This window comes from Colwellia aquaemaris, from assembly GCF_057548755.1.
This window is the reverse complement of sequence record NZ_BAAJLV010000002.1, coordinates 549,579-571,826: the sequence shown is the minus strand read 5'-3', so window position 1 is coordinate 571,826 and position 22,248 is coordinate 549,579. Positions and strand designations below refer to the sequence as shown.

Annotated in this window: 19 protein-coding genes and 2 pseudogenes; 7 read left to right on the top strand and 14 right to left on the bottom strand. The window is 39.1% G+C overall.

Annotated features, from left to right (window positions below):
- Nucleotides 1–23 precede the first annotated feature (23 nt).
- Nucleotides 24–1,157 (bottom strand): hypothetical protein, encoded by a 1,134-nt coding sequence (locus AC27HL_RS08890; protein ID WP_487080612.1) that lies wholly within the window; start codon nt 1,155–1,157, stop codon nt 24–26.
- Between the two features lie 243 nt (nt 1,158–1,400).
- Here AC27HL_RS08890 and AC27HL_RS08885 point away from each other — a divergent pair, with 243 nt between their 5' ends.
- The 4 genes and pseudogenes from AC27HL_RS08885 to AC27HL_RS08870 all read left to right on the top strand — a co-directional run bounded on the left by AC27HL_RS08885 (nt 1,401) and on the right by AC27HL_RS08870 (nt 6,245).
- Complete coding sequence (locus AC27HL_RS08885) at nt 1,401–2,420, top strand: hypothetical protein (RefSeq protein ID WP_487080611.1); 1,020 nt, start codon at nt 1,401–1,403, stop codon at nt 2,418–2,420.
- Nucleotides 2,421–3,202: 782 nt separating this feature from the next.
- On the top strand, nt 3,203–3,544 hold the full coding sequence (locus AC27HL_RS08880; RefSeq protein WP_487080610.1) for a hypothetical protein: 342 nt from the start codon (nt 3,203–3,205) through the stop codon (nt 3,542–3,544).
- Between the two features lie 415 nt (nt 3,545–3,959).
- Nucleotides 3,960–5,076, top strand: a pseudogene (locus tag AC27HL_RS08875) (IS3 family transposase).
- A gap of 128 nt (nt 5,077–5,204) precedes the next feature.
- Nucleotides 5,205–6,245 carry an IS481 family transposase gene (locus tag AC27HL_RS08870; RefSeq protein ID WP_487080609.1) on the top strand — a complete coding sequence of 347 codons (1,041 nt, stop codon included), beginning with the start codon at nt 5,205–5,207 and terminating at the stop codon, nt 6,243–6,245.
- A gap of 85 nt (nt 6,246–6,330) precedes the next feature.
- On the opposite strand, the gene recA is transcribed toward AC27HL_RS08870, so the two are convergent.
- Nucleotides 6,331–7,365: a recombinase RecA gene (gene recA / locus AC27HL_RS08865; protein WP_487080608.1), complete on the bottom strand. Its 1,035-nt coding sequence runs from the start codon at nt 7,363–7,365 to the stop codon at nt 6,331–6,333.
- Between the two features lie 118 nt (nt 7,366–7,483).
- Nucleotides 7,484–7,981: pseudogene (locus AC27HL_RS08860) on the bottom strand (ATPase domain-containing protein); the annotation flags it as partial.
- A 344-nt stretch (nt 7,982–8,325) separates the two neighbouring features.
- Between AC27HL_RS08860 and mutS the strand changes: the two are divergent.
- On the top strand, nt 8,326–10,893 hold the full coding sequence (mutS, locus tag AC27HL_RS08855) for a DNA mismatch repair protein MutS (protein WP_487080607.1): 2,568 nt from the start codon (nt 8,326–8,328) through the stop codon (nt 10,891–10,893).
- Nucleotides 10,894–10,976: 83 nt separating this feature from the next.
- On the opposite strand, the gene rpoS is transcribed toward mutS, so the two are convergent.
- From rpoS to AC27HL_RS08805, 10 genes are all read right to left on the bottom strand, one after another.
- Nucleotides 10,977–11,906, bottom strand: coding sequence for an RNA polymerase sigma factor RpoS (rpoS, locus tag AC27HL_RS08850; RefSeq protein WP_487080606.1), 930 nt, complete (start codon nt 11,904–11,906; stop codon nt 10,977–10,979).
- Between the two features lie 86 nt (nt 11,907–11,992).
- On the bottom strand, nt 11,993–12,841 hold the full coding sequence (locus tag AC27HL_RS08845) for a peptidoglycan DD-metalloendopeptidase family protein (protein ID WP_487080605.1): 849 nt from the start codon (nt 12,839–12,841) through the stop codon (nt 11,993–11,995).
- Nucleotides 12,842–12,858: 17 nt separating this feature from the next.
- Entirely contained in the window at nt 12,859–13,437 is a 579-nt protein-coding gene (locus AC27HL_RS08840) for a YqaA family protein (RefSeq protein ID WP_487080604.1), read from the bottom strand.
- 3 nt (nt 13,438–13,440) lie between these two features.
- Nucleotides 13,441–14,118 carry a protein-L-isoaspartate(D-aspartate) O-methyltransferase gene (locus tag AC27HL_RS08835; RefSeq protein ID WP_487080603.1) on the bottom strand — a complete coding sequence of 226 codons (678 nt, stop codon included), beginning with the start codon at nt 14,116–14,118 and terminating at the stop codon, nt 13,441–13,443.
- Nucleotides 14,115–14,867 (bottom strand): 5'/3'-nucleotidase SurE, encoded by a 753-nt coding sequence (surE, locus tag AC27HL_RS08830; RefSeq protein ID WP_487080602.1) that lies wholly within the window; start codon nt 14,865–14,867, stop codon nt 14,115–14,117. Before surE ends, AC27HL_RS08835 begins: the two co-directional genes overlap by 4 nt.
- A 7-nt stretch (nt 14,868–14,874) precedes the next feature.
- Nucleotides 14,875–15,984, bottom strand: coding sequence for a tRNA pseudouridine(13) synthase TruD (gene truD / locus AC27HL_RS08825; protein ID WP_487080601.1), 1,110 nt, complete (start codon nt 15,982–15,984; stop codon nt 14,875–14,877).
- The gene (ispF, locus tag AC27HL_RS08820) at nt 15,984–16,472 is read right to left on the bottom strand and encodes a 2-C-methyl-D-erythritol 2,4-cyclodiphosphate synthase (protein ID WP_487080600.1); all 489 of its coding nucleotides are present in this window, start codon (nt 16,470–16,472) and stop codon (nt 15,984–15,986) included. The genes truD and ispF overlap by 1 nt, the downstream gene beginning before the upstream one ends.
- The gene (ispD, locus tag AC27HL_RS08815) at nt 16,469–17,191 is read right to left on the bottom strand and encodes a 2-C-methyl-D-erythritol 4-phosphate cytidylyltransferase (RefSeq protein ID WP_487080599.1); all 723 of its coding nucleotides are present in this window, start codon (nt 17,189–17,191) and stop codon (nt 16,469–16,471) included. The genes ispF and ispD overlap by 4 nt, the downstream gene beginning before the upstream one ends.
- Nucleotides 17,191–17,496: a cell division protein FtsB gene (gene ftsB / locus AC27HL_RS08810; RefSeq protein WP_487080598.1), complete on the bottom strand. Its 306-nt coding sequence runs from the start codon at nt 17,494–17,496 to the stop codon at nt 17,191–17,193. The genes ispD and ftsB overlap by 1 nt, the downstream gene beginning before the upstream one ends.
- Nucleotides 17,497–17,586: 90 nt before the next feature.
- Nucleotides 17,587–18,219 (bottom strand): hypothetical protein, encoded by a 633-nt coding sequence (locus AC27HL_RS08805; protein WP_487080597.1) that lies wholly within the window; start codon nt 18,217–18,219, stop codon nt 17,587–17,589.
- 337 nt (nt 18,220–18,556) lie between these two features.
- Between AC27HL_RS08805 and upp the strand changes: the two genes are divergently transcribed.
- Both upp and AC27HL_RS08795 read left to right on the top strand, forming a co-directional pair.
- A complete protein-coding gene (gene upp / locus AC27HL_RS08800; RefSeq protein ID WP_487080596.1) occupies nt 18,557–19,183 on the top strand; it encodes a uracil phosphoribosyltransferase in 627 nt (208 codons plus the stop codon).
- A 75-nt stretch (nt 19,184–19,258) separates the two neighbouring features.
- Nucleotides 19,259–20,521, top strand: a complete 1,263-nt coding sequence (locus AC27HL_RS08795) for a uracil-xanthine permease family protein (RefSeq protein ID WP_487080595.1) — start codon at nt 19,259–19,261, stop codon at nt 20,519–20,521.
- Between the two features lie 103 nt (nt 20,522–20,624).
- Here AC27HL_RS08795 and norR read toward each other — a convergent pair whose 3' ends face one another.
- Nucleotides 20,625–22,226: a nitric oxide reductase transcriptional regulator NorR gene (gene norR, locus AC27HL_RS08790; protein ID WP_487080594.1), complete on the bottom strand. Its 1,602-nt coding sequence runs from the start codon at nt 22,224–22,226 to the stop codon at nt 20,625–20,627.
- Between the last annotated feature and the right edge of the window lie 22 nt (nt 22,227–22,248).

The window sequence follows — 22,248 nt, the reverse complement described above, 5'->3', positions numbered from 1 at the left end:
GCCCTGTCGGTTTGGAATTTGGTTCACCAGATAGCCCGTATAAATAAGCTTATTATGCCATCTTTTTCATTTAATAGTTCAATAGCTGTTTTAAATGTACTAAAATTTGCTGGTAGTGACTTAGCGCGTACACGTTGATGTATGATATTTCCTTTACCTGCATTTGAACCTTTATCGTGTCCTTGTCCCGTATTTAACGAATCTGATTCTTTATCACTCTGCATTGCAGCAATTCCACTCATGTAGTGGCATTGTTCTTTTAACGGCTTATCTGTTTTTTTTCCTTCAATTGTGGCAAAACGATTAGTAGGCAAAGTAATCGTTTCAGTAGAGCGCTCTTTATTGGGCTCCCGTTTGTTTTGCAAGTCTTTATTGCCGTCTGATTCTTTATCTTTAAGTACTGGCCAAGCCATTTTCTTTGCTTCAGGTGGAAGCTTATTGTTTGGATCTGCTTCTCGATTATTATCATTGTCTCTGGAGAACGTAGCATTTTCAAAAGGGAATGGAGCAGTACAATGTTCCAAGCCTAAAATTAATGTTTTCCAGCCATCGTCTGTTAATGAACGTATTCTCTTTGTTCTGGCCGTTAAGTTCGTTGAGCCTAAGAATGGAAAAGCGGATGCAACATATATCCATTTGTTGTTAATCGAGTTTTGCAGGATATCGTCAAATGGTTGATTGGCTCCCTGAAATGCTTCTTTGGAATTCAGTATTCGACCAATCACCCAACCTTCCTCGTCACTGATATGCTTTCGTAAATGTAATATACAACGAGACTCTTCTTTAATGTTACCACTATGCTCAGGGTTTATTAGTGAGTTTAAATTGTGCTTAAAAGCTCCTGAAAAAACAGCATGCGACAAGTGAGTGGATAAAGCGTAGTAAAACCTAATAACTTCAATTACAGAGATTAAAAGACCAAAAGAATCACCTTTAGAATTCTTTATTGCTATGAGTTTTGAGTAGAGACCTTCTTTACCAAATTTGTAAAAGTTAGGTGGAACAAGGTACTTCCCATCAACTTTATGATTAGCGTTGATGATTTTTATATTTTCATCAATGATATTAACGTTATAAAGAACTTCCTCTGTTCCAGCCTTGAAAGTCTGTATATAGCCTTTTTTCCATACTGATTCAATGCTTACTGCAGATTTCACCTTAATATCGACACTAAAATCAGTTCACTTATCCAGTTAGTCAATTAAATTTGACCACTCAATCCACCTAATTTGGCCATCAGATATATTGGCTAAAGTCCTTAAAGCTAAGTAGCTCTTTTACTAAGTAAGTCATAACCAATTAATCAACAGTGTCTAATATCAACCTATACTGTTCATAAGAACAATACATCTTCTGAAAGATTTTTACTCTGCACTCTCAAGATAAAAGCGAAATTGACGATGTTTTATATTTACCAAAAATTAGATCCATCAATAAAAAGGATCGCTACTTCACACTGTGTTTATGATGTACTCCGTAGAGTTGGAGCAAAAAATACTAATGAATTACCTTTAAAGCTAGGCAAAGGTGAGAATGCAAAAAAAATACAAAATCAGGGTTACTGGCGGAAGAAGTGGGATGGTCAGCCACTGAGAAACTCAGTAAAACTTGATGAAATTGATAATACATATAATGGAGTAAGCCAAGCGTTATATCACCCATTATGGGCGTTGCTTTCTGAAGACAAAACAACAAAAAGCAAGCTTATTTTCCTAACTCGGCAGTTACCACTTTCAATACAGAGGGAAATACTATCCATCCCAAAAGATTTTACATTCTGGCACATAAAAGAGATAACGAAATGTAATTCTTTTAATGCGGTTGCTGCTTTGCTGATCATCCATTTAAAACAAAAAAATATTAATACCAAGTATGACGATCGCGCTCTTAACATGGAATTATTTAAGTCACTGCTTCGACTATTTTCATTTACTTATGCAAAAGCACATTATGGTTATGAGTTATTTATCCGTATTGGAAAGTACTTTAAAAAGCCTTTAGATTACAAAAATATCCAGACGGTTAGTTTAAAAAAGTTTCCCTATTATCTACATCAAATTAATCACATAAAAAAATTCATCTCGTGTTGTTGTATTTACCATGACTTATCTAAAAAACTGCACCAGTGTGGCAAATTAAAAGAGACTGATGAGAGCCAATTAGGTTATATGACTCACATTAAACACAATAAGTTAAATGTATTAAATACTGAACTACAACAATCAAAAGGCATTTGCTCTGACGAGTGTCAAACGGAGTTGGGTAAATTAAGGGTATCTTATTATTTTAGGAATTCAAAAGGCGTGTATCTACTACAGGATATAAGAAAATTTTTTGACTTGCCTCAAATAAACAAATTTGAAAAACAGCTCGTAAAATCAATGCAAAAAAGCACTAAACTTTGGGAAAAATATTGCTAACAAAAGTTCAGGCTTAATTTATCATCTATTTAAAAATGAAGATAATCTACCAAACCAAACCAAAAACATTTTAGATTCTATTATTCAGGAGGGTTTATAAGGATATTCTTTGGTTGTAATAACTGTAGATATTGCACAGTTCGATGTAGGCCATGAATAGAATTGCAAAGCGATTTAGGAGAGTCATTGAGTGTTTTATTTTCACATTCATACCAATATTGCATCAAGGCTTTGTCACCTGAAGTGAGCTGGTATAATGCTTGGTAAAGTTGAATAAAGTGCAGCTGTAACTCACCAGTTTTGGATGTGAGGGAATATCCAGTCGCAAGATTACGTACCCAGTATTTTGGCTTTATCAGTACCAGATAAAGCCAACTCGCTACCGGCTTTATCAAAAGCATGCGTTAAAACATAAGCAGGAGTATTTGATAGTTTATTCATACAAACCTAGCAACAATGAACTAACTTTTAACTGAGTTTATACTATCATCAATGCATTGATAAAAGTTAATATGCAAACGATTGCTTTTAAATGATCCCAAGCTTATTCCGGTAGCGCATCGATAATGCATTATCGATGCGCTTTCTTAATAAGGAAGTAAGAAAAGCTATGCAAGAGGCTCTAGATAACGGTAATGTTACTGTAGAAGCGTTAATAAAACGTTTTGTACAAAATACACCCTAGTTCAATTGACTTGTAATAATTAATTTAATTTGGCTACTCTTTACAATAAAGCTAACTCATCAGTCGTTTTATGAAGTAAATTATTGAAATTAATCTCATGAATATTCTCTTTCTATGTACAGCAAACATGCACCGTTCACGCACAGCTGAAGATTATTTTAAAGCCCTTAATAGCAAATACACTTTTCAGTCTGCTGGATTAAGTGAAAAGTATTGTGCTAAATATGGCTCTCGTCTTTGTAGTGCTGAATTACTTGATTGGGCTGATAAAGTCTTTGTAATGGAACCGATGCATGTTGAGCGCATTACCCAACACACAGGGAATCGTTATCTATCAAAAGTTGAAATGCTTAATATCGAGGATATTTATCAATATATGCAATCAGAATTATTAGAAAAGTTAAAATCAAATAAGCAACTTCAATTTATTGAACAGTAAAAGAGCTATTATCTTGGTAATAATTTATGTGTCTTTTCTACGACTTCTGCTGAACTTTCCTTAAGCCAATTAAATGTTTTATACCAAAGAAGATAAACAGAATTACGGAAATAATTCCGATAGATTGCAGAATGATGAGATACCTCCTTGTACTGCTAACACCCTCGTTAATGGGCAAAATTTAGTTGGCTAAAATTGTTGAGGAACGAAACACAGCCAACTGTATTTTGTCCTGATTTAACAGCTTGTTATGTGTACTTTAGCACTTTAATTTCTAATGCTTCAACTTTAAGATAAACTGCTTTATTTTTTGCGTCTGTTACTTGTGCACAATATTCGGGATCTTTGGAATGATCTGCTGTAATTAAACAGGACACTTTGATAATGGAATATAATCCAATTATTGAGGTGTTATATGACAAAAAGAAAAATGAGAAGCTACACGGCAGAATTTAAAAAAGAAGCCGTAGCATTAGTAACTGAGCAAGGCTATAGCGTACCTAAAGCGGCAGCGTCTTTAGGTATCACAGATAAGTTACTTTATAACTGGAAAGCCAAGTTTGAAGCAGAGCAATCAGGTGCCATTTTAAACGCTGATGAGCGAGCCGAGCTATTAAAGCTACGCAAGGAAGTCAAAGAGCTAAGGGTGGAAAAAGAAATATTAAAAAAAGCCAGCTCCCTCCTGCTAAGGGAAACGAAGTAACGTTTCAAACGATTAAACAGCTATCACCAGCTTTTCCCGTTGTGAAGCTTTGCAAGATAATGAAGGTCAGTCGTTCAGCCTATTATGCTTGGCTAAATCGACCAGCCAAAATCATTACAGCAGAGCAGCTGCATTTATATAGGAGAGCTAAAACGATATTCAAGCAAAGTAGAAATAGCTTGGGTTATCGAGAGCTGAGAAAGCGTTTATGCAAGGAGGGATTGCAAGTGAGTGATTATGGCGTCCAAAAGCTGATGACTAAACTTGGCTTATATGTGACTCAGCGTGTTGCTTACAAAGTAACAACTAAACGTAAGCACAGTGATGCTGTTGCTGATAATTTACTAAATCAGAACTTTAATCCTGTTGCGCCTAACCAGATTTGGGCGGGTGATGTCACTTATCTGAAAACAGGTAAAGGCTGGATGTATCTAGCGATTGTCATGTTGATAAGCGCATGACGACTGATTTAGTAAGCAAAGCGATGATAAAAGCCTATAACTTACGCCAGCCGCCTAAAGGCTTAGTGTTTCACTCGGATAGAGGTTCACAATATACCAGTAAGCGATATCGTAATTTACTCGCGAATTATGGAATTCGAGCCAGCATGGGAGATGTTGGTGCTTGTTGGGATAACGCTGTTGTGGAAAGGTTCTTCGGCAGTTTAAAACATGATTGGTTGTTGAAAGTGCCACAACCAACTCGTGAGCATATGAGAAATGATGTGACAGCGTATATGCGCTATTACAACTTAGAGAGGCTTCATACCGCTAATGGTGATCTGTCGCCAACTGAGTATGAGCAAAATTCCTTAAGAAAAGTGTCCTGATTTAGTTGCGCAGAACATAATGTGTATTAGTTCAGATTAGATCTTACATATCATCTTGAAAAGTTGAGAGTTACCCGTTTTTATTAAAGGTGTCGAATCTTTAATTTAAACAAAAAGAGGTAACCCTCATGTTACATACTAACAACCCAATCATTAAACACAAAGCTGGTCTGCTTAACCTTGCTGAAGAATTAGGAAACGTTTCTAAAGCGTGTAAAGTCATGGGCGTATCACGAGATACGTTTTATCGTTATCAAGAACTTGTCGACGATGGTGGTATTGATGCCCTTATTAATAAAAACCGAAGAACACCTAACGTCAAGAACAGAGTAGACGAAGCAACAGAAAACGCTGTAATGGAATACGCTGTGGCTCAACCCGCTCATGGCCAACACAGAACAAGCAACGAACTTCGTAAACAAGGTGTCTTTGTTTCGGGTAGCGGTGTTCGTTCAATTTGGTTACGCCATGATCTAGAAAACTTCAAAAAAAGGCTTAAAGCACTTGAAGCTAAGGTTGCCAGTGACGGTATTATTTTAAGTGATGCCCAAGTTGCTGCACTTGAGAAGAAAAAACATGATGACGAAGCTTGTGGTGAAATTGAAACAGCGCATCCAGGTTACCTCGGCTCTCAAGATACATTTTATGTTGGTAACCTCAAAGGAGTTGGTCGTATTTACCAGCAAACCTTCGTTGATACTTACAGCAAAGTGGCTTTTGCCAAGCTCTATACGACTAAAACACCGATCACAGCAGCAGATATATTAAATGATAAAGTCCTACCGTATTTCGAGCAGTATGAGCTTCCTATGCTACGGATTTTAACTGACCGTGGGACTGAATATTGTGGTCGTGTCGACCACCATGATTATCAGCTATATCTAGCGATTAACGATATTGACCACACCAAAACTAAAGCTATGTCACCACAAACAAACGGTATCTGCGAGCGGTTCCACAAAACCATTCTAAATGAGTTCTATCAAATTACCTTTAGAAAAAAGCTGTATGCTGATATGGATGAGTTACAAAAAGATCTGGACGAATGGATAGATTACTACAACAATGAACGAACACATCAAGGAAAAATGTGCTGCGGACGAACTCCGCTGGAAACATTAATTGATGGTAAATCGATTTGGGCTGAAAAGAATTTAGCTCAAATCTAAACTGACAAAACACCGTCAAAAACGGGTAACTGTCAGATCAGGTCTGAGCTACTACACATAAAAATTCAAAATTTTAGCTAAACTATTATCCTTGATTTTCTGCCTCTTTTTCTTGACTAACACTTTTCTTCGTCAAAAAAATTTCACGTAAGCGTCCATCAATTTCTTGTGCTATTTCAGGGTTTTCTTTTAAGAACTTAACTGAATTCGCTTTACCTTGGCCTATTTTGTCGCCTTTATAGCTATACCAAGCACCGGCTTTTTCTACCATTTCATTTTTAACACCCAAGTCAATTAATTCACCTAAGCTATTAATACCTTCACCATAAAGTATTTGAAATTCTACTTGTTTAAATGGTGGCGCTACTTTATTTTTAACCACCTTAACACGAGTTTCATTGCCAACGATTTCGTCACCATTTTTAACAGCACCAATACGGCGAATATCTAAACGAACTGAAGAATAGAATTTAAGTGCATTACCACCAGTGGTAGTTTCTGGGTTACCAAACATGACACCAATTTTCATACGAATTTGGTTAATAAAAATTAGCATGGTGTTTGACTGTTTCAAATTACCAGTCATTTTACGCATTGCCTGACTCATCATCCGGGCGGCCAATCCCATGTGAGAATCTCCGATATCACCTTCTATTTCTGCTTTAGGAGTTAATGCTGCCACTGAATCAACAACAATGACATCTACAGCTCCTGACCTTGTAAGCATGTCACAAATCTCTAACGCTTGCTCACCAGTATCAGGTTGTGACACTAATAATTCATTAATATTCACACCTAGTTTTTCCGCATAAATAGGATCAAGAGCATGTTCAGCATCGACAAATGCACATATTTTGCCATTACGCTGTGCCTCAGCAATAACCTCAAGTGTTAGCGTCGTTTTACCACTAGATTCCGGGCCATAAATTTCGATAATACGCCCCATAGGTAAACCACCAGCTCCTAAAGCAATATCTAAACCTAAAGATCCAGTAGAAATAGTCTCTACATCCATTGATCTATTTTCACCCAACTTCATAATTGAACCTTTACCAAATTGTCTTTCAATTTGATTTAGTGCTGCTGCTAAAGCTTTATCTTTGTTTTCAGTTGCTGACATAATTAAGAATCTCGTTCTGTAAGGGTTATTTAAATATTATTTGTATATACATTTAGAGAAATGAATATACAAATAATTTCTAACTAAAAGGTTATGCTACTAAGTCAAACCTAACATCCTGTAAGCCCATGTGCGAGTCGCCCATGTCACCCTCAATTTCAGCCTTTGGTGTTAGGGCTGCAACTGAGTCAACCACAATAACGTCAATAGCACCTGAACGCGTTAACATGTCACAAATTTCAAGCGCTTGCTCACCAGTATCAGGTTGTGAAACCAGCAAGTCATTGATATTTACCCCAAGCTTTTCAGCATAAATAGGGTCAAGTGCATGCTCGGCATCAACGAATGCACACACTTTACCATTGCGTTGCGCTTCAGCAATCACTTCAAGCGTAAGTGTTGTTTTACCACTTGACTCAGGACCATAGATTTCGACTACACGTCCTAAAGGCAAACCACCAGCACCCAACGCAATATCTAAACCTAGCGAGCCTGTTGAGATAGTTTCAACATCCATACTACGGTTATCACCTAACTTCATGATTGAACCTTTACCAAACTGACGTTCAATTTGGCTTAAGGCAGCGGATAATGCTTTTTCTTTGTTATCGTTCATTTTATGCTCCACAATGATTTAGGTGGTTAATTTGTTTTGATGACGCAAAGTATACTGTATAGTCGTACAGTATCAAGGTTTTTATCAAATTATTTTTTTTCTAACTAAAATCAAAACAATTGATACTTTTTAAGCGTTGAAAAATAACAACTTTTTAATAAATAGTAACTTTTTAAAATTTTCAGAAAAAAAGTTACTATTGCAATTTACAGTAGCTTTGTAAGAGAGCTTTTCCTGTATAGGCGTAACGATATTTGTAAAAAATAATAATATCTAATCGCCAGCCTTGTGGCATAATCTCTTCCACTAAATACTTTGATGAATTTACGAGTTTACACATTTCAATGACAACAATAACGCCAGATCTTTCCGCTCACACGCCAATGATGCGTCAATATCTCACCATCAAAGCAGAATTTCCTAATATATTGATTTTTTACCGTATGGGTGACTTTTATGAATTATTTTTTGATGATGCAAAAAAAGCATCTGATCTTTTAGATATTTCATTAACTGCTCGTGGAAAAACGGGTGGTAACGCAATCCCAATGGCAGGCGTTCCTTATCATGCCGTTGAAGGCTATCTAGCAAAGTTAGTGCAACTTGGTGAATCCGTCGCAATTTGTGAGCAAGTTGGCGATCCCGCTACCAGTAAGGGCCCTGTTGAACGTAAGGTTGTTCGCGTAGTCACCCCAGGTACTGTTAGCGATGAAGCATTACTTACCGATCGCCAAGACAATTTAATTGTCGCTGTTCATCAAACACAGCAAGGCTTTGGCTTAGCATATTTAGATATGACTAGCGGTCGCTTTGTATTAATTGAACCTAACACTGAAGAGCAAGTGTTAGCTGAACTTCAGCGATTATCGCCAGCAGAATTATTATACCCAGAGTCATTATCATCCAATAACATTATTGCTGGCCGTAAAGGTTTACGCAGACGCCCTGATTGGGAATTCGATCTAGAAACCAGTAAAACCCTACTTAACAAACAGTTTGGCACTAAATCGCTTTCAGGTTTCGGCGTCGATAATAAACCGTTAGGCATCGCTGCTGCCGGTTGTTTATTTCAATACGTGAAAGACAGTCAGCGTACGGCACTACCACATATTCGCTCGATTATTGCAGAAAATGCATCGAGCGCTGTTATTCTTGATGCCGCAACTAGGCGAAATCTAGAGTTAACACAAAACCTTCAAGGTGGCTTTGAAAATACTTTAGCAGCCATTCTCGATAAAGCAGCAACTCCAATGGGTTCAAGACTACTAAAACGTTGGTTACATTTTCCGTTAAGAGATCTCAGTACACTTAATAATCGTCAAAATGCCATTGAAGAGTTACTACAGCAAGATTTAAGCTTAGATTTACACGCTAGTCTAAAGCAATTTGGTGATATAGAGCGCATTGTAGCACGCGTAGCGCTACGCTCTGCACGACCTCGTGATTTTGCGCGTTTGCGTAATGCCTTAGTATTGTTACCTGAATTACAAAGCTTACTACAAACATGCCAGCAAGCGCATTTATCAAGGTTAAGCTCTCAATGCCAACCGTTGCCTGATGTTCAAAGCTTATTATCAAGTGCTATAGTTGAAAACCCACCGGTGTTAATTCGTGATGGCGGCGTTATTGCGCCCGGTTATAACCAAGAATTAGACGTACTACGCGACTTAAGTGATGGCGCAACTGAATTTTTAGCACAGCTTGAAGAGCGTGAGAAAGCTCGCACCGGTATTCAAACATTAAAAGTTGGATACAACAAAGTTCATGGCTTTTATATTGAAATTAGCCGCAGTGCTGCCAATGAAGTACCTGACGATTACATTCGTCGACAAACACTAAAAAACAACGAACGCTTTATAACCAATGAATTAAAGCAACATGAAGAAAAGGTATTATCGGCGCAGAGTAAGTTTCTCGCCTTAGAAAAGCGTTTGTATGAAGAGTTGTTCGACAAAGTTTTACCAGAATTAGAAAATCTACAATTGTTAGCACAATCTTTATCTGAAATTGATGTACTAAACACCTTTGCAGAACGTGCTGAGGCATTAAATTACGTAAAACCGATATTGCAAGAAGACAGCGGCATTAACATTGAAGCTGGTCGTCATGCGGTTGTCGAGCAGATGACCACAGAGCCATTTATTGCCAATCCAGTAGTACTAACTGACAGCCGTAAAATGTTAATTATTACCGGCCCTAACATGGGTGGTAAATCAACTTATATGCGACAAACCGCACTTATTGTATTGCTTGCTCATATTGGTTGTTATGTGCCAGCAAGCGCCGCAAATATTGGCATGGTTGATAGAATATTCACCCGTATTGGTGCTTCAGACGATTTAGCGAGTGGCCGCTCAACCTTTATGGTTGAAATGACAGAAACCGCCAATATCTTACATAACGCAACAAATAAAAGTTTAGTACTGTTAGATGAGATAGGTCGAGGCACTAGCACGTATGACGGTCTGTCACTCGCATGGGCATGTGCCGAAATGCTAGCACTAAAAACTCAAGCATTTACCCTATTTGCCAGCCATTACTTTGAGTTAACCTTATTAGCAGAGCAAATTGACAGTCTTGCTAATGTACATTTAGACGCCGTTGAACATGGCGACAGTATTGTTTTTATGCATGCGGTACAAGAAGGCGCCGCCAGTAAAAGTTTTGGCTTGCAAGTAGCGCAACTCGCCGGTGTACCAAAACCAGTAATTCAGCGCGCTAAGCAAAGGTTATCTGAGCTAGAAAATATGCAAGCGCCGTCGATAATGGATAATGAGCCACAAGCATTTGAACAACTGTCATTGATGGATACCAGCCATCCCGTAGTCGATACGTTGAGCGCCACTGATGTTAATGATTTAAGCCCTAAAATGGCACTAGATTTATTATATAAACTTAAAGATTTAGTGTGAAACTAGCTGCTCACGAACATATTTATAAATACTAAAAAACCAGCAATTGCTGGTTTTTTATTTCATCAATTATAAGAAAGGATTTATTGTGCTTGGAATAGCGCCTCAATAGATAGGTCTTGTTGACTTAAAATATCACGTAAACGTTTTAACGCTTCCACTTGAATTTGACGAACACGCTCGCGGGTTAAACCAATTTCTACGCCCACATCTTCTAATGTTGCCGCCTCATAGCCAAGTAAACCAAAACGTCTTGCCAGTACTTCCCGTTGTTTGGAGTTCAGTTCATTTAACCAATCAACAATACTGTGCTTGATGTCGTTGGTTTGTAGTTTACTCTCAGGACCACCAGATTTTTCATCAGGAATAACATCAAGTAGAACTTTTTCACCTTCACCACCAAATGGAGAGTCAACCGAGGCGATACGCTCATTAAGACGTAGCATTTTGCTAACGCCTTCCACCGGCACATCTAGCTCAAGAGCAATATCCTCAGCGGTAGGTTCATGATCAAGCTTTTGCACTAATTCACGTGCCGTGCGTAAATAAATATTAAGTTCTTTCACCACATGGATTGGTAAACGAATAGTACGTGTTTGGTTCATAATGGCACGTTCAATGGTTTGACGGATCCACCATGTTGCATATGTCGAAAATCTAAAGCCGCGCTCAGGGTCAAATTTTTCAACAGCTCGAATTAAACCTAAGTTACCTTCTTCAATAAGATCAAGTAATGGTAAGCCACGATTATTATAACGACGAGCAATTTTAACGACCAAACGTAGGTTACTTTCTATCATACGTTTGCGAGATGGTTCATCACCTTTAAGGGAAAGGCGCGAGTAGTAAACTTCTTCTTCAGCTGTTAGTAACGGAGAAAAGCCGATTTCACTTAAATATATTTGCGTTGCATCTAGATTGGAAGGCGCCTCTTCAGACATTGTAGCCTGATTAAGCTCTGGTTTTTCTTTTTCTGCAACATCAGAACATTCTATTTGTTTTTTTATGCCCATGTTATATCTCCCACAATTAGCTATAGCTAAATTTACTGACTAAATATTCACGTTGGCTCCAATTTATTTCTGATAAATTTTTATTATTATTTCGGCAAATACTTCATAGGATTGACTGATTTTCCGCGAAAGCGAACTTCAAAATGAAGCATGACTCTTTCAGCGTCAGTATCACCCATTTTGGCAATCACTTGACCGGCTTTTACAACCTGCTGTTCTTTAACTAGAATGCGATCGTTATGGGCATAAGCACTAAGGTAATCATCGTTATGTTTAACTATGACTAACTGACCGTATCCTTGTAACGCATCGCCGGCATAAACTACCTTGCCGTCTGCAGTTGCTTTCACCGAATCACCGCGTCGCCCCGCAATGTCGATTCCTTTATTCCCTTGTTTTGCGGTGGAAAATTTCTGAATAACTTTTCCCTTCGCAGGCCACTGCCATTTTCTAATTTTCTGTGAAAAGACAGTTTTTTGTTGCTGAGCCTTTTTGCTTGTTTTTTGCTCAGCTACATTTCCACCATACTCCTGCTTTTTCTTCTGCGCAATAGGTTTTTTTATAACTTTTTGTTTTGATGAGTTAAAGCTTTTACTCTTGGCTTTATTTTTACTTGCGTTGCTGGAATTTTTAACTAAAAATAATTTTTGATCAGGGTAAATATTATAAGGTGCTTTTATATTGTTTATACTCGCGAGGGTGCGAACATCGAGATCTGCACGCCACGCTATTGAATATAAAGTTTCACCTTTTTTGACTATATATTCACGTCCACTAACACTGTTCTTTATTCGTTGGCTTAAAGGAAGCGAGCCTTGAACATCAACTACCGGCGCGGGTTTACTGCGACTAGAACAACCGTTTAGTAACAGAATCACAACCACCAATAGCAAAACATTCATTTGTAATAACTCAAACTTCACCCTGTTAGCCATAGTCGCAAATAGATCCTTTATCGAGATGCTATATACGCAATAACAATTACGCCCACAAGCAGCCAGCCCAACACATCAACCCATTGTCTAATTTTTTGTTCCATTGGCGCTCCTCCCCAACGAATAACACCGGCAACTAAGAAAAACCGCATACCACGACCAATGGCAGATGCTAGCAAAAACGGTAAGAAGGCCATTTGCAGAAAACCAGCGCTAACGGTAAATAACTTATAAGGGATAGGAGAAAACCCCGCTAAAAATACCACCCAAACGCCCCATTCGCTAAACCATGACATCGCCTTGTCAAAGCGGGCTTGATAGCCAAATTCAGTTATTAAAGGCTGAATCCAAGGTTCAAACATTAAATAACCTAAACCATAACCAACCACGCCACCAATAACAGATGCTACTGTGGTTAGCGTTGCTAAGCGCCATGCTCGCTCACGTTGAGCCAATACCATAGGCGCAAGTAATACATCTGGTGGAATTGGGAAAAAAACTGATTCTGCAAATGTTAAAATTGCTAAAATTCTTGGCGCAAATTTATGCTCTGCCCACTTCAGTGTCCATTCATATAATGCTGAAAATATTTTCACAAACTATCCTAATGCGCCGGGTACTAATGGAACAAAGCGAACTGCTTCAATTTGTTGCTCTTTAAAGTCGTCGCCGTGTCGCGTTATTAATTTTAATATTTGGCTTTGCTCCCCAACAGGAATAATTAAACGTCCGCCGTCAGCAAGTTGCTCTAATAATGCCGTTGGCACTTCCGTTGGTGCAGCGGTAACAATAATGGCCTGAAATGGAGCTTTACTGTGCCAACCTTGCCAACCATCGCCATGTTTCATGGCTACATTATGTAAATCCATTGAACGTAAGCGACGCTTTGCTTGCCATTGTAAAGACTTAATACGTTCAACCGAAAATACTTTTGGGGTCAACTGCGCTAATATCGAGGTTTGATAGCCAGAGCCTGTACCTATTTCAAGTATGCTTTCTGGTACGCCGTCAGCGAGCAGTAGCTCAGACATTTTCGCAACAATATAAGGCTGAGAAATTGTCTGCCCTTGCCCAATAGGTAATGCGGTATTGTCATAAGCTTTATGTGCAAGTATTTCTGGCACAAATATGTGCCGAGGAGAACGAGCAATTGCCTGTAATACTTGTTGGTTTTGAATGCCTTCTGCCAGTAATTTTTGTGCCAGTAACTCGCCACTTCGACTTGATTTTCCGCCGATACTACTGCCTACTCTGGCATTGATATTACTTTGTTTCATAGTGAAAGTTCATTAATCCATTCTGTCATTTGTGTCATGCTTTTATAAGCAGTCATATCAATAGTTAGCGGCGTTATTGACGCAAAACCATTCGCAACTGCGTGAAAGTCAGTGCCTACCCCTGCATCTAACTCTTGGCCAAGTGGCCCATACCAATAAATATCACGTTGCCATGGGTCTTGCATCTTTTTCATGGTTTCCGCTTTATGGCGATGCCCTAAACGTGTCACCTGTATGCCTTTAAGGTCGCTTAATGGCACATCTGGTACATTGATATTTATAATTTGATCGCTTGGTAAAGGGTGTGCTCGCAAACGCTCAATAAACCTCGCAGTAACCACCGCCGCTGTTTGAAAGTGTTGTGGATTTTTAGATACCAAAGATACGGCGATTGCTGGCATTCCTAAATGACGTCCTTCCGTTGCTGCCGCTACTGTTCCAGAGTAAATGGTATCATCACCTAAATTTGCACCATGATTAATACCTGCAACCACAAGATCAGGAACGGGTTGCATTAACTGCGTCGCACCTAAGTGCACTGAATCTGTTGGCGTACCATTTACGGCGGTAAAGCCATTATCCATGACTTGTGCTCGCAACGGATTTAACAAGGTTAGAGAATGGCTCGCTCCACTGCAATTTCTGTCAGGTGCGACAACTTTAACCTCAAAGTACTTGGCAAGTTCATCGTAAAGCACTTTAATGCCTTGGGCATGAACGCCATCATCATTACTTAATAATATTCTCATCGTTGTCCTACGTGTGTCCTGCGCCTTTATGTGATGAATCACTGACAACACGCTCGGTCATGTCGGTATAGTTAATCAACTCGCGCATAATTGTCGTAGCATATGCACCTGCTGGCAAGAAAAAGGATAAGGTAACCATATCATCTTTAATATTTATTTCTGGCTCTTTTACAACCAAACGGATGCGACGACGTTCCTGCTTTAAGCCAAAACGTGGCAACCCTTGACAAAGTGCTTGCTGGTTTTTGGCGACATCTTGCTCAAGGGCTAATGCATCTAAGGAGGTCATTAACTCGCCAGCTCCCCACATAGGTGCTGTTATATCTAAATCATGATTTAGGAGTCTTGTTTTTAAGCTTTCATCAATTTCTTCAGCTAAAAATACTGACTGAGTGCCAGCAAGCATTAAGACATCACCGCTCAACATGGTATCAAAATTTTGCTGTTTTATACGTTCGCTAATAATGTGATTAAATATTAGTGAACGTGCCGCCGATAAATACATGCCACGTTTTTTCTTATCTTTAACTTTTCCACCAGAAAACAGGCTTAGGGCTTTTTCAATATTACCGCCATTAATGCCAAACCGCTGCTCACCAAAGTAATTAGGCACGCCAAAATTACAAACAACATGCCAACGTCTTACTAATTCATCAATATCAGTTACATTTCGTAAGGTAATTTCAAAACGATTACCTTCTAATGCGCCAATACGCAATTTTTTGTTATGACGTTTGTAAGCTAAAACTTCGACACCTTCAATTTTCAAATCACTTAAATCAAAAATTTGCTTACCTGGCACATGAACACCGAACCATTGCTCTGTTACCGCAAAACGATCTTTTAAACCAGCGTAAGAAACAAGAGATTCTTTTACTGAAAAGTATTGTGCAAGCTGCTTTGCAACAAATGCGGTATTAGCTCCGGTTTTACGAATATGAATAAATAGGTGTTCACCTTCACCGCAAGGTAAAAATGGTAGTCTTTCAAATACTTTAAAGTCCGCTTTTTCGCTGCGCAATAATCCTGTAGATGTGGGTTTTGAGTATAAATAAGCAAAATTTGGCAATAAACTCGGAGCCGACTCTATAACTTTTTCCATTGATGGTTCAGACATTAGCAACTCTTGCTCTCAGCTTTCATCAATAACACCACGGCATGCACCGAAACACCTTCTTTTCGGCCAACATAACCGAGCTTTTCGGTGGTGGTGGCTTTTACATTGACTTGCTCGATGTTTGACTGCAAGTCTTGTGCTAAAACCGTACGCATCGCCTGTAAATGTGGGGCTATTTTAGGTGCTTGTGCGCAAATGGTAATATCAGCATTACCTAGACAATAGCCCTTTGCTTGCATCAAGCCAACAACATGACGAAGTAAAATACGACTCGAGATATTCTCATACTGGCCATCAGTATCAGGAAAATGATTACCAATATCAGCCAAGCAAAGTGCTCCTAGTATTGCATCACACAAAGCGTGAATTGCCACATCACCATCAGAGTGAGCAATAAAACCAAACTCATAAGGAATAGCAACACCAGCTAAAACCAATGGCCCTTTACCACCAAATTTATGTACATCAAATCCGTGTCCAATTCTCATTTTGTCTCTACTTCTATTTCACTACTTTGTTGTTCTAAAATAAATTCAGCCAACGTTAAATCTGTCGGCTGTGTAATTTTAATATTATCACTACAGGCACTGACTAAACCGCTGGTATAGCCAAAAGCTTCCATTGCCGACGACTCGTCAGTAATTTCTATACCTTGTGCTAAACCTTGGCTAATAGCTGAGATTAGCTCTGTTGTTTTATACATTTGTGGCGTTAATGCATGCCACATTTGGCTTCGATCTAAGGTTTTGTCAATAACACCATCAGCTTTTGCCTGTTTCATGGTATCACGCACTGGTGCCGCTAAAATTGCGCCATGGTCATGTTCGATACAATATGCCATCAGCTTAGTTAAATCTTGGTGCTGCACACAAGGACGAGCCGCATCATGCACTAACACCCAAGGGTGTGTATCTTTGTCTATGCTTTGCAAGCCAGCTAAAACGGAGTCAACACGCTCTTTGCCACCTACTACACGCGTAACCTGCTTATTGTTTGCTAATGAAGTACTTGGAAAATATTCATCATTTTCCCCCAATGCGATAACGATATGAGAAATGGCCTCATGACTTAATAAACGCTGAACCGTATGTTCTAAAATGGTTTTTTGCTTGATGGTTAAATATTGCTTAGGACATGTTGAGCGCATTCTTTTACCAACACCAGCGGCAGGCATCACCACTGTAAATGGCCCTAATAGTTTGCTCATTATCGCAATCGTTCCTTTTTATTGGTATCAGAATCGGCAGGGATAACACGAAAGAATGTTTCTCCTTGTTTGATCATTCCTAGCTCATGACGAGCGCGCTCTTCAATAGCTTCCGTCCCAGACTTTAAATCGTCAGTATCGGCATATAATAATTTATTACGTTGTTTTAATTTATTATTATTGATTTGTTGGCGAGCCACTTCATCTTCTAACGCGAAATAATCAGGTATGCTGTTTTTACCGAACCAAAGTCGGTATTGCAGTAACGCTAGAAAAATAAGCAAAATTGCTGTGATCAGCCGCATAAATTATCAATTTTCGAATTTTATAAACACATAATGATTCGCTATTATAAATGCGTACCATCTGCTGTAAACACCCGAGCCCATTAATTGTTAATTGTTTCGCGCAAAGGGCTGCTTAAAGTTACGCCAATTAATCGCGCACGACAGTAACAGTTCTCGTAAAGATGGAATTATAGGTTGTACTTTTCGGCTGTTTCTCCAGCAATGTCCAGCACAAGCGGCGGTCATAATTTTTTTTGTTGGCTTAAGTAGCTGATAATTTTTATGTGATAATTCTTTCTCGTGCAAATTAAACCAACCGTGGGCATTGGTGCGAAACCTTTGATTTTGCTCATCAACTCTATCAATACAATCGAGTATCACACGAGTTTGGGTGGCAATTGGTACCACTAAGCCATGAGCAAGTTTATTGTTTTGATACCAAGATAAAACATTGACCGAGTAATGCTGCAATTGTCTGGTAAATGGTAACGCGTTGGCTTGTTTAGCAGACCAGCTAGCATTTTGAATATCCAGTGCCAATGGGCTATCAGCATTTAATAAAGCATGCGCACTACGTTTTACATAGTAAGGCAAACTTTTAATTCGCCCCTGTAAGCCAGTAACATTTGTAACTTCAGTTGTTGCTAAAATTCGCAATTCCCTTTCATATAAGGCATTACACAACTCAGCAAAATCTGATGACTGCTGCTCTGATTGCCATAATGATGATTGAGTAACCATGAAATTAACTGCTGAATATAATTTACTGACGATAATTTAAGCATACTTGATTGTAGTGTAAAGATAAAATAGCTAACTAAATATTTACTTTCGCAATAACCAAGCGACGAATTTATTGCCAAGGCCAATATAAAAATAGCAGCGCTACTACCGCATTAGTTGATCACCGACAACACCCTATACAGTAATAAACTATACACTTCAGACAACATTTGAAATGTCACACATCAATTAGCTAAGTGTTTAAAATTGTTATTTTTCACTGACTTTTACGTACATAAGCTGATGAATGGCATATAATATGACAAATAATTTTCATCAAGTTCTGGAGCAAACGATGAGCGTAATCGAAGTAAAACATCCCCTAATTCAACATAAACTTGGCCTAATGCGCGAAGGTGATATCAGTACTAAACGTTTTCGTGAATTAGCAGCTGAAGTTGGTAGTTTACTAACCTACGAAGCCTCTAAAGACTTTGAGCTTGAAAATAAAACAATTACCAGTTGGAATGGCGAAATTCAGGTTCAACAAATAAAAGGTAAAAAAGTTACTGTTGTGCCTATTTTACGCGCAGGCTTAGGCATGATGGATGGCGTATTAGAACTCATTCCAAGTGCACGTATTTCTGTCGTTGGTATGTACCGCAACGAAGAAACCTTAGAGCCAGTATTTTATTTTGAAAAACTAGCCGGCCAAATTGATGAACGTTTAGCACTAGTAATTGACCCTATGCTTGCTACAGGCGGTTCTATGGTAGAAACCATTAACTTGCTAAAAGAGCGAGGCTGTAAAAACATTAAAGCCCTAGTGTTAGTTGCAGCACCTGAAGGCATAGCAGCATTGGAAAAAGCCCACCCAGACGTAGAGCTTTACACTGCCTCTGTTGATGATTGCCTAAATGACGCAGGCTATATTTTACCTGGCTTAGGTGATGCTGGTGATAAAATCTTCGGTACTAAATAACGCTAATCCTCATTATTTTAGTAAACATTTAAATCACTTTACTGCCAGCTTGCTGGCAGTTTTATTGAGTAACATATGAACTCAGAAAATAACTCAACTGACAATTTTAATAACCAATCGCTTTTTAAAGAAGTACTCACTGGCACACAGATGTTATTTGTTGCCTTTGGCGCATTAGTGTTAATGCCTTTATTAACTGGCTTAGACCCTAACGTTGCGCTATGTACTGCTGGTGTTGGTACCCTCTTATTTCAATTAGTAACGAAGCGACAAGTACCAGTGTTTTTAGCATCTTCGTTTGTTTTTATTGCACCAATTATGTACGGCACACAAACCTGGGGTATTCCGGCAACTATGGGGGCTTTGGCCGTTGTTGGTGTTGTCTACGCTTGCTTTAGTGGCGTGGTTCGCATGCGTGGTGTCGGCTTTATTACTAAATACCTGCCACCAATTGTAACTGGCCCAATTATTATGGTGATCGGTTTATCGCTTGCCCCAGTTGCTGTGCATATGGCACTAGGTCGCACGGGTGATGGTTCAGCGCAACTAATTGATCAATCACTGGCCTTAAGTATTTCTTTGCCAGCATTATTAACAACCATGTTAGTTTCTGCTTTTAGTAAAGGCTTTATGCGCTTAATGCCAATTTTAGCAGGCATAGTTGTTGGTTATTTGTTATCGCTTTATCACGGTATTATCGACTTCATGCCGGTACAAAACGCGGCTTGGTTTGCTATACCAAAATTCACCGCGCCGGAGTTTAACTGGCAAGCCATTGTCTACATGTTACCTATTGCCATTGCCCCGGCAATTGAGCATATTGGTGATGTACTTGCTATCGGCTCAGCAACAGGTAAAGACTATATTAAAAAGCCCGGCTTACACCGCACCTTATTAGGTGATGGCGTAGCAACAACTGCCGCTTCAATGCTAGGCGGACCGCCAAATACAACTTATTCAGAAGTGACTGGCGCGGTAATGTTAACCAAAGCTTTCAACCCTAGAATTATGACTTGGGCCGCCTGTGCGGCTATCATAATGGCCTTTGTAGGAAAACTAGGCGCACTTTTACAAACCATACCGGGTGCGGTAATGGGTGGTATTATGATGTTATTATTTGGTTTAATTGCCAGTGTTGGTTTAGGTAGCTTAGTAAAAGCAAAAGTTGATTTTGACCAACCACGAAATTTCATTATTTTCGCAGTTGTATTAGTTTTTGGCATTGGCGGTATGGCGCTAAATTTAGGCGGTTATAGCATTCAAGGTATTAGCTTATGTGCCTTAGTTGCCATTGGCTTAAACTTACTTTTACCTAAAGAAGAAGCTAAAAGTAATTAACCTTTAGCAACACTTACAACTTCATTTTTACTAAAGCCTGAGTATATTTGCTCAGGCTTTTTTGATTCACATTTTTATCAGCAGGCAAATCCATTGTGACAAACTACTGAACGTGTTTCACAACTTGAATATTCAACCTTTTTGCCATTCGATTTAAATTAGCTCTGTCTGTAGATAAAACGCGAGCGGCAGCCGCCCAACTTCCTCTATTTTGTTCCAGCGCATCAATAATAATACTTCGTTGAAATTGCTCTGTAGCCTCTCGTAAACTATAACCTTCAGGCAAACCTGTGTTTGTGCTTGCATGTGCTGATGATAACTCCGTATTTACAGGTGAAGGCTCGATATTATCGTCAACCTGAATATTAACAAGCGAACCACAATCAGCTTGGTTAATAGCAATAATCGCCTTACCTTTTTGGCGTGCTCTTGCTTTTAATGCCGCCCGACTTATAACATGTTCAAGCTCTCGCACATTTCCAGGCCATTTGTATTGTTCAAGATGTGCAATTGCTTCCACAGAAAGTTTCAGTTGTTGAATACCAAGTTTACGGCGCGTTTGTTCAACAAAATATCCACTTAATACTTGTACATCACCTACTCGCTCATACAACTTGGGGACTCTAATAGGGTAAACACTTAATCTATGGTACAAATCTGCACGAAAACGACCTCCTTCGGCTTCTTCTCGTAGGTCTCTATTCGTTGCCGCCACAATGCGAACATCAACTTGTTCAACATTATCCTGCCCAACGGGTTGAATTTCATTGTTTTGAATTGCACGCAGAATTTTGCTTTGCGCAGCCAAGGGTAATTCACCAATTTCATCTAAAAATAATGTACCACCGCTAGCGAGTGAAAACTTGCCCGCCCTGTTTTTGTCAGCCCCCGTAAATGCACCTTTAACATGACCAAATAGCTCACTTTCAATTAAATTTTCCGGTAATGCCGCGCAGTTAACGTAAACCATAGGGCCATTTTGTCGTAACGATTTATGATGTAACGTTCGCGCAACAAGCTCCTTGCCTACCCCAGTTTCTCCGTAAATCAAAATATTAAAATCTGAGCTTGCGACTATATCTAACTCTTGCTTTAACTGCTGCATTATTGGACTTTCACCAATAAGTTCACCACCGTCACGTTTCCAAGCCTCTTCGGTAAGCTCTGCAACTACCCGCTGCGAATGGTCGGCTTGCAACTCCAATTGTTCTATCAGTAAGGCAGTATTAAGAGTTGCCGCAGCAATAGCTGAAATCATCTCTAGTGTTCGCTCGGCTATGTTTTCAAACTCATGTGGTGTTAGGCTATCAATCGTTAATAAGCCCAGTAATTTATCATCGTAATAAAGTGGTAACCCCATACATGAATGCACAGGTAAATCGCCTATTCTGTCAACCAATAATCCATCGTACGGATCTGGCAATGGGGAGTCAGCGGCAAAGCGAATCGGTAGCTTAGAGCGACAGAGCACTGTAAACCTAGGGTGTTCTGAAACATGAAATCTTCGCCCTAACGTATCACGGCTTAACCCTTGCAGCGCCAATGGCGTTAGCACATCATTTTGAAATGAAAGCAATGCGACAGCATCACAATTAATCGTTTTTCGCACGGTATCTAGCAAGCGATCAAATCTGTCTTTTTGATTTAAACTACTCGTTAAATCGACAGCCAATTCAATAATAGCAGTTGATGATATCTGGTGCATAGCGTCCTCAGGATTTCTAACC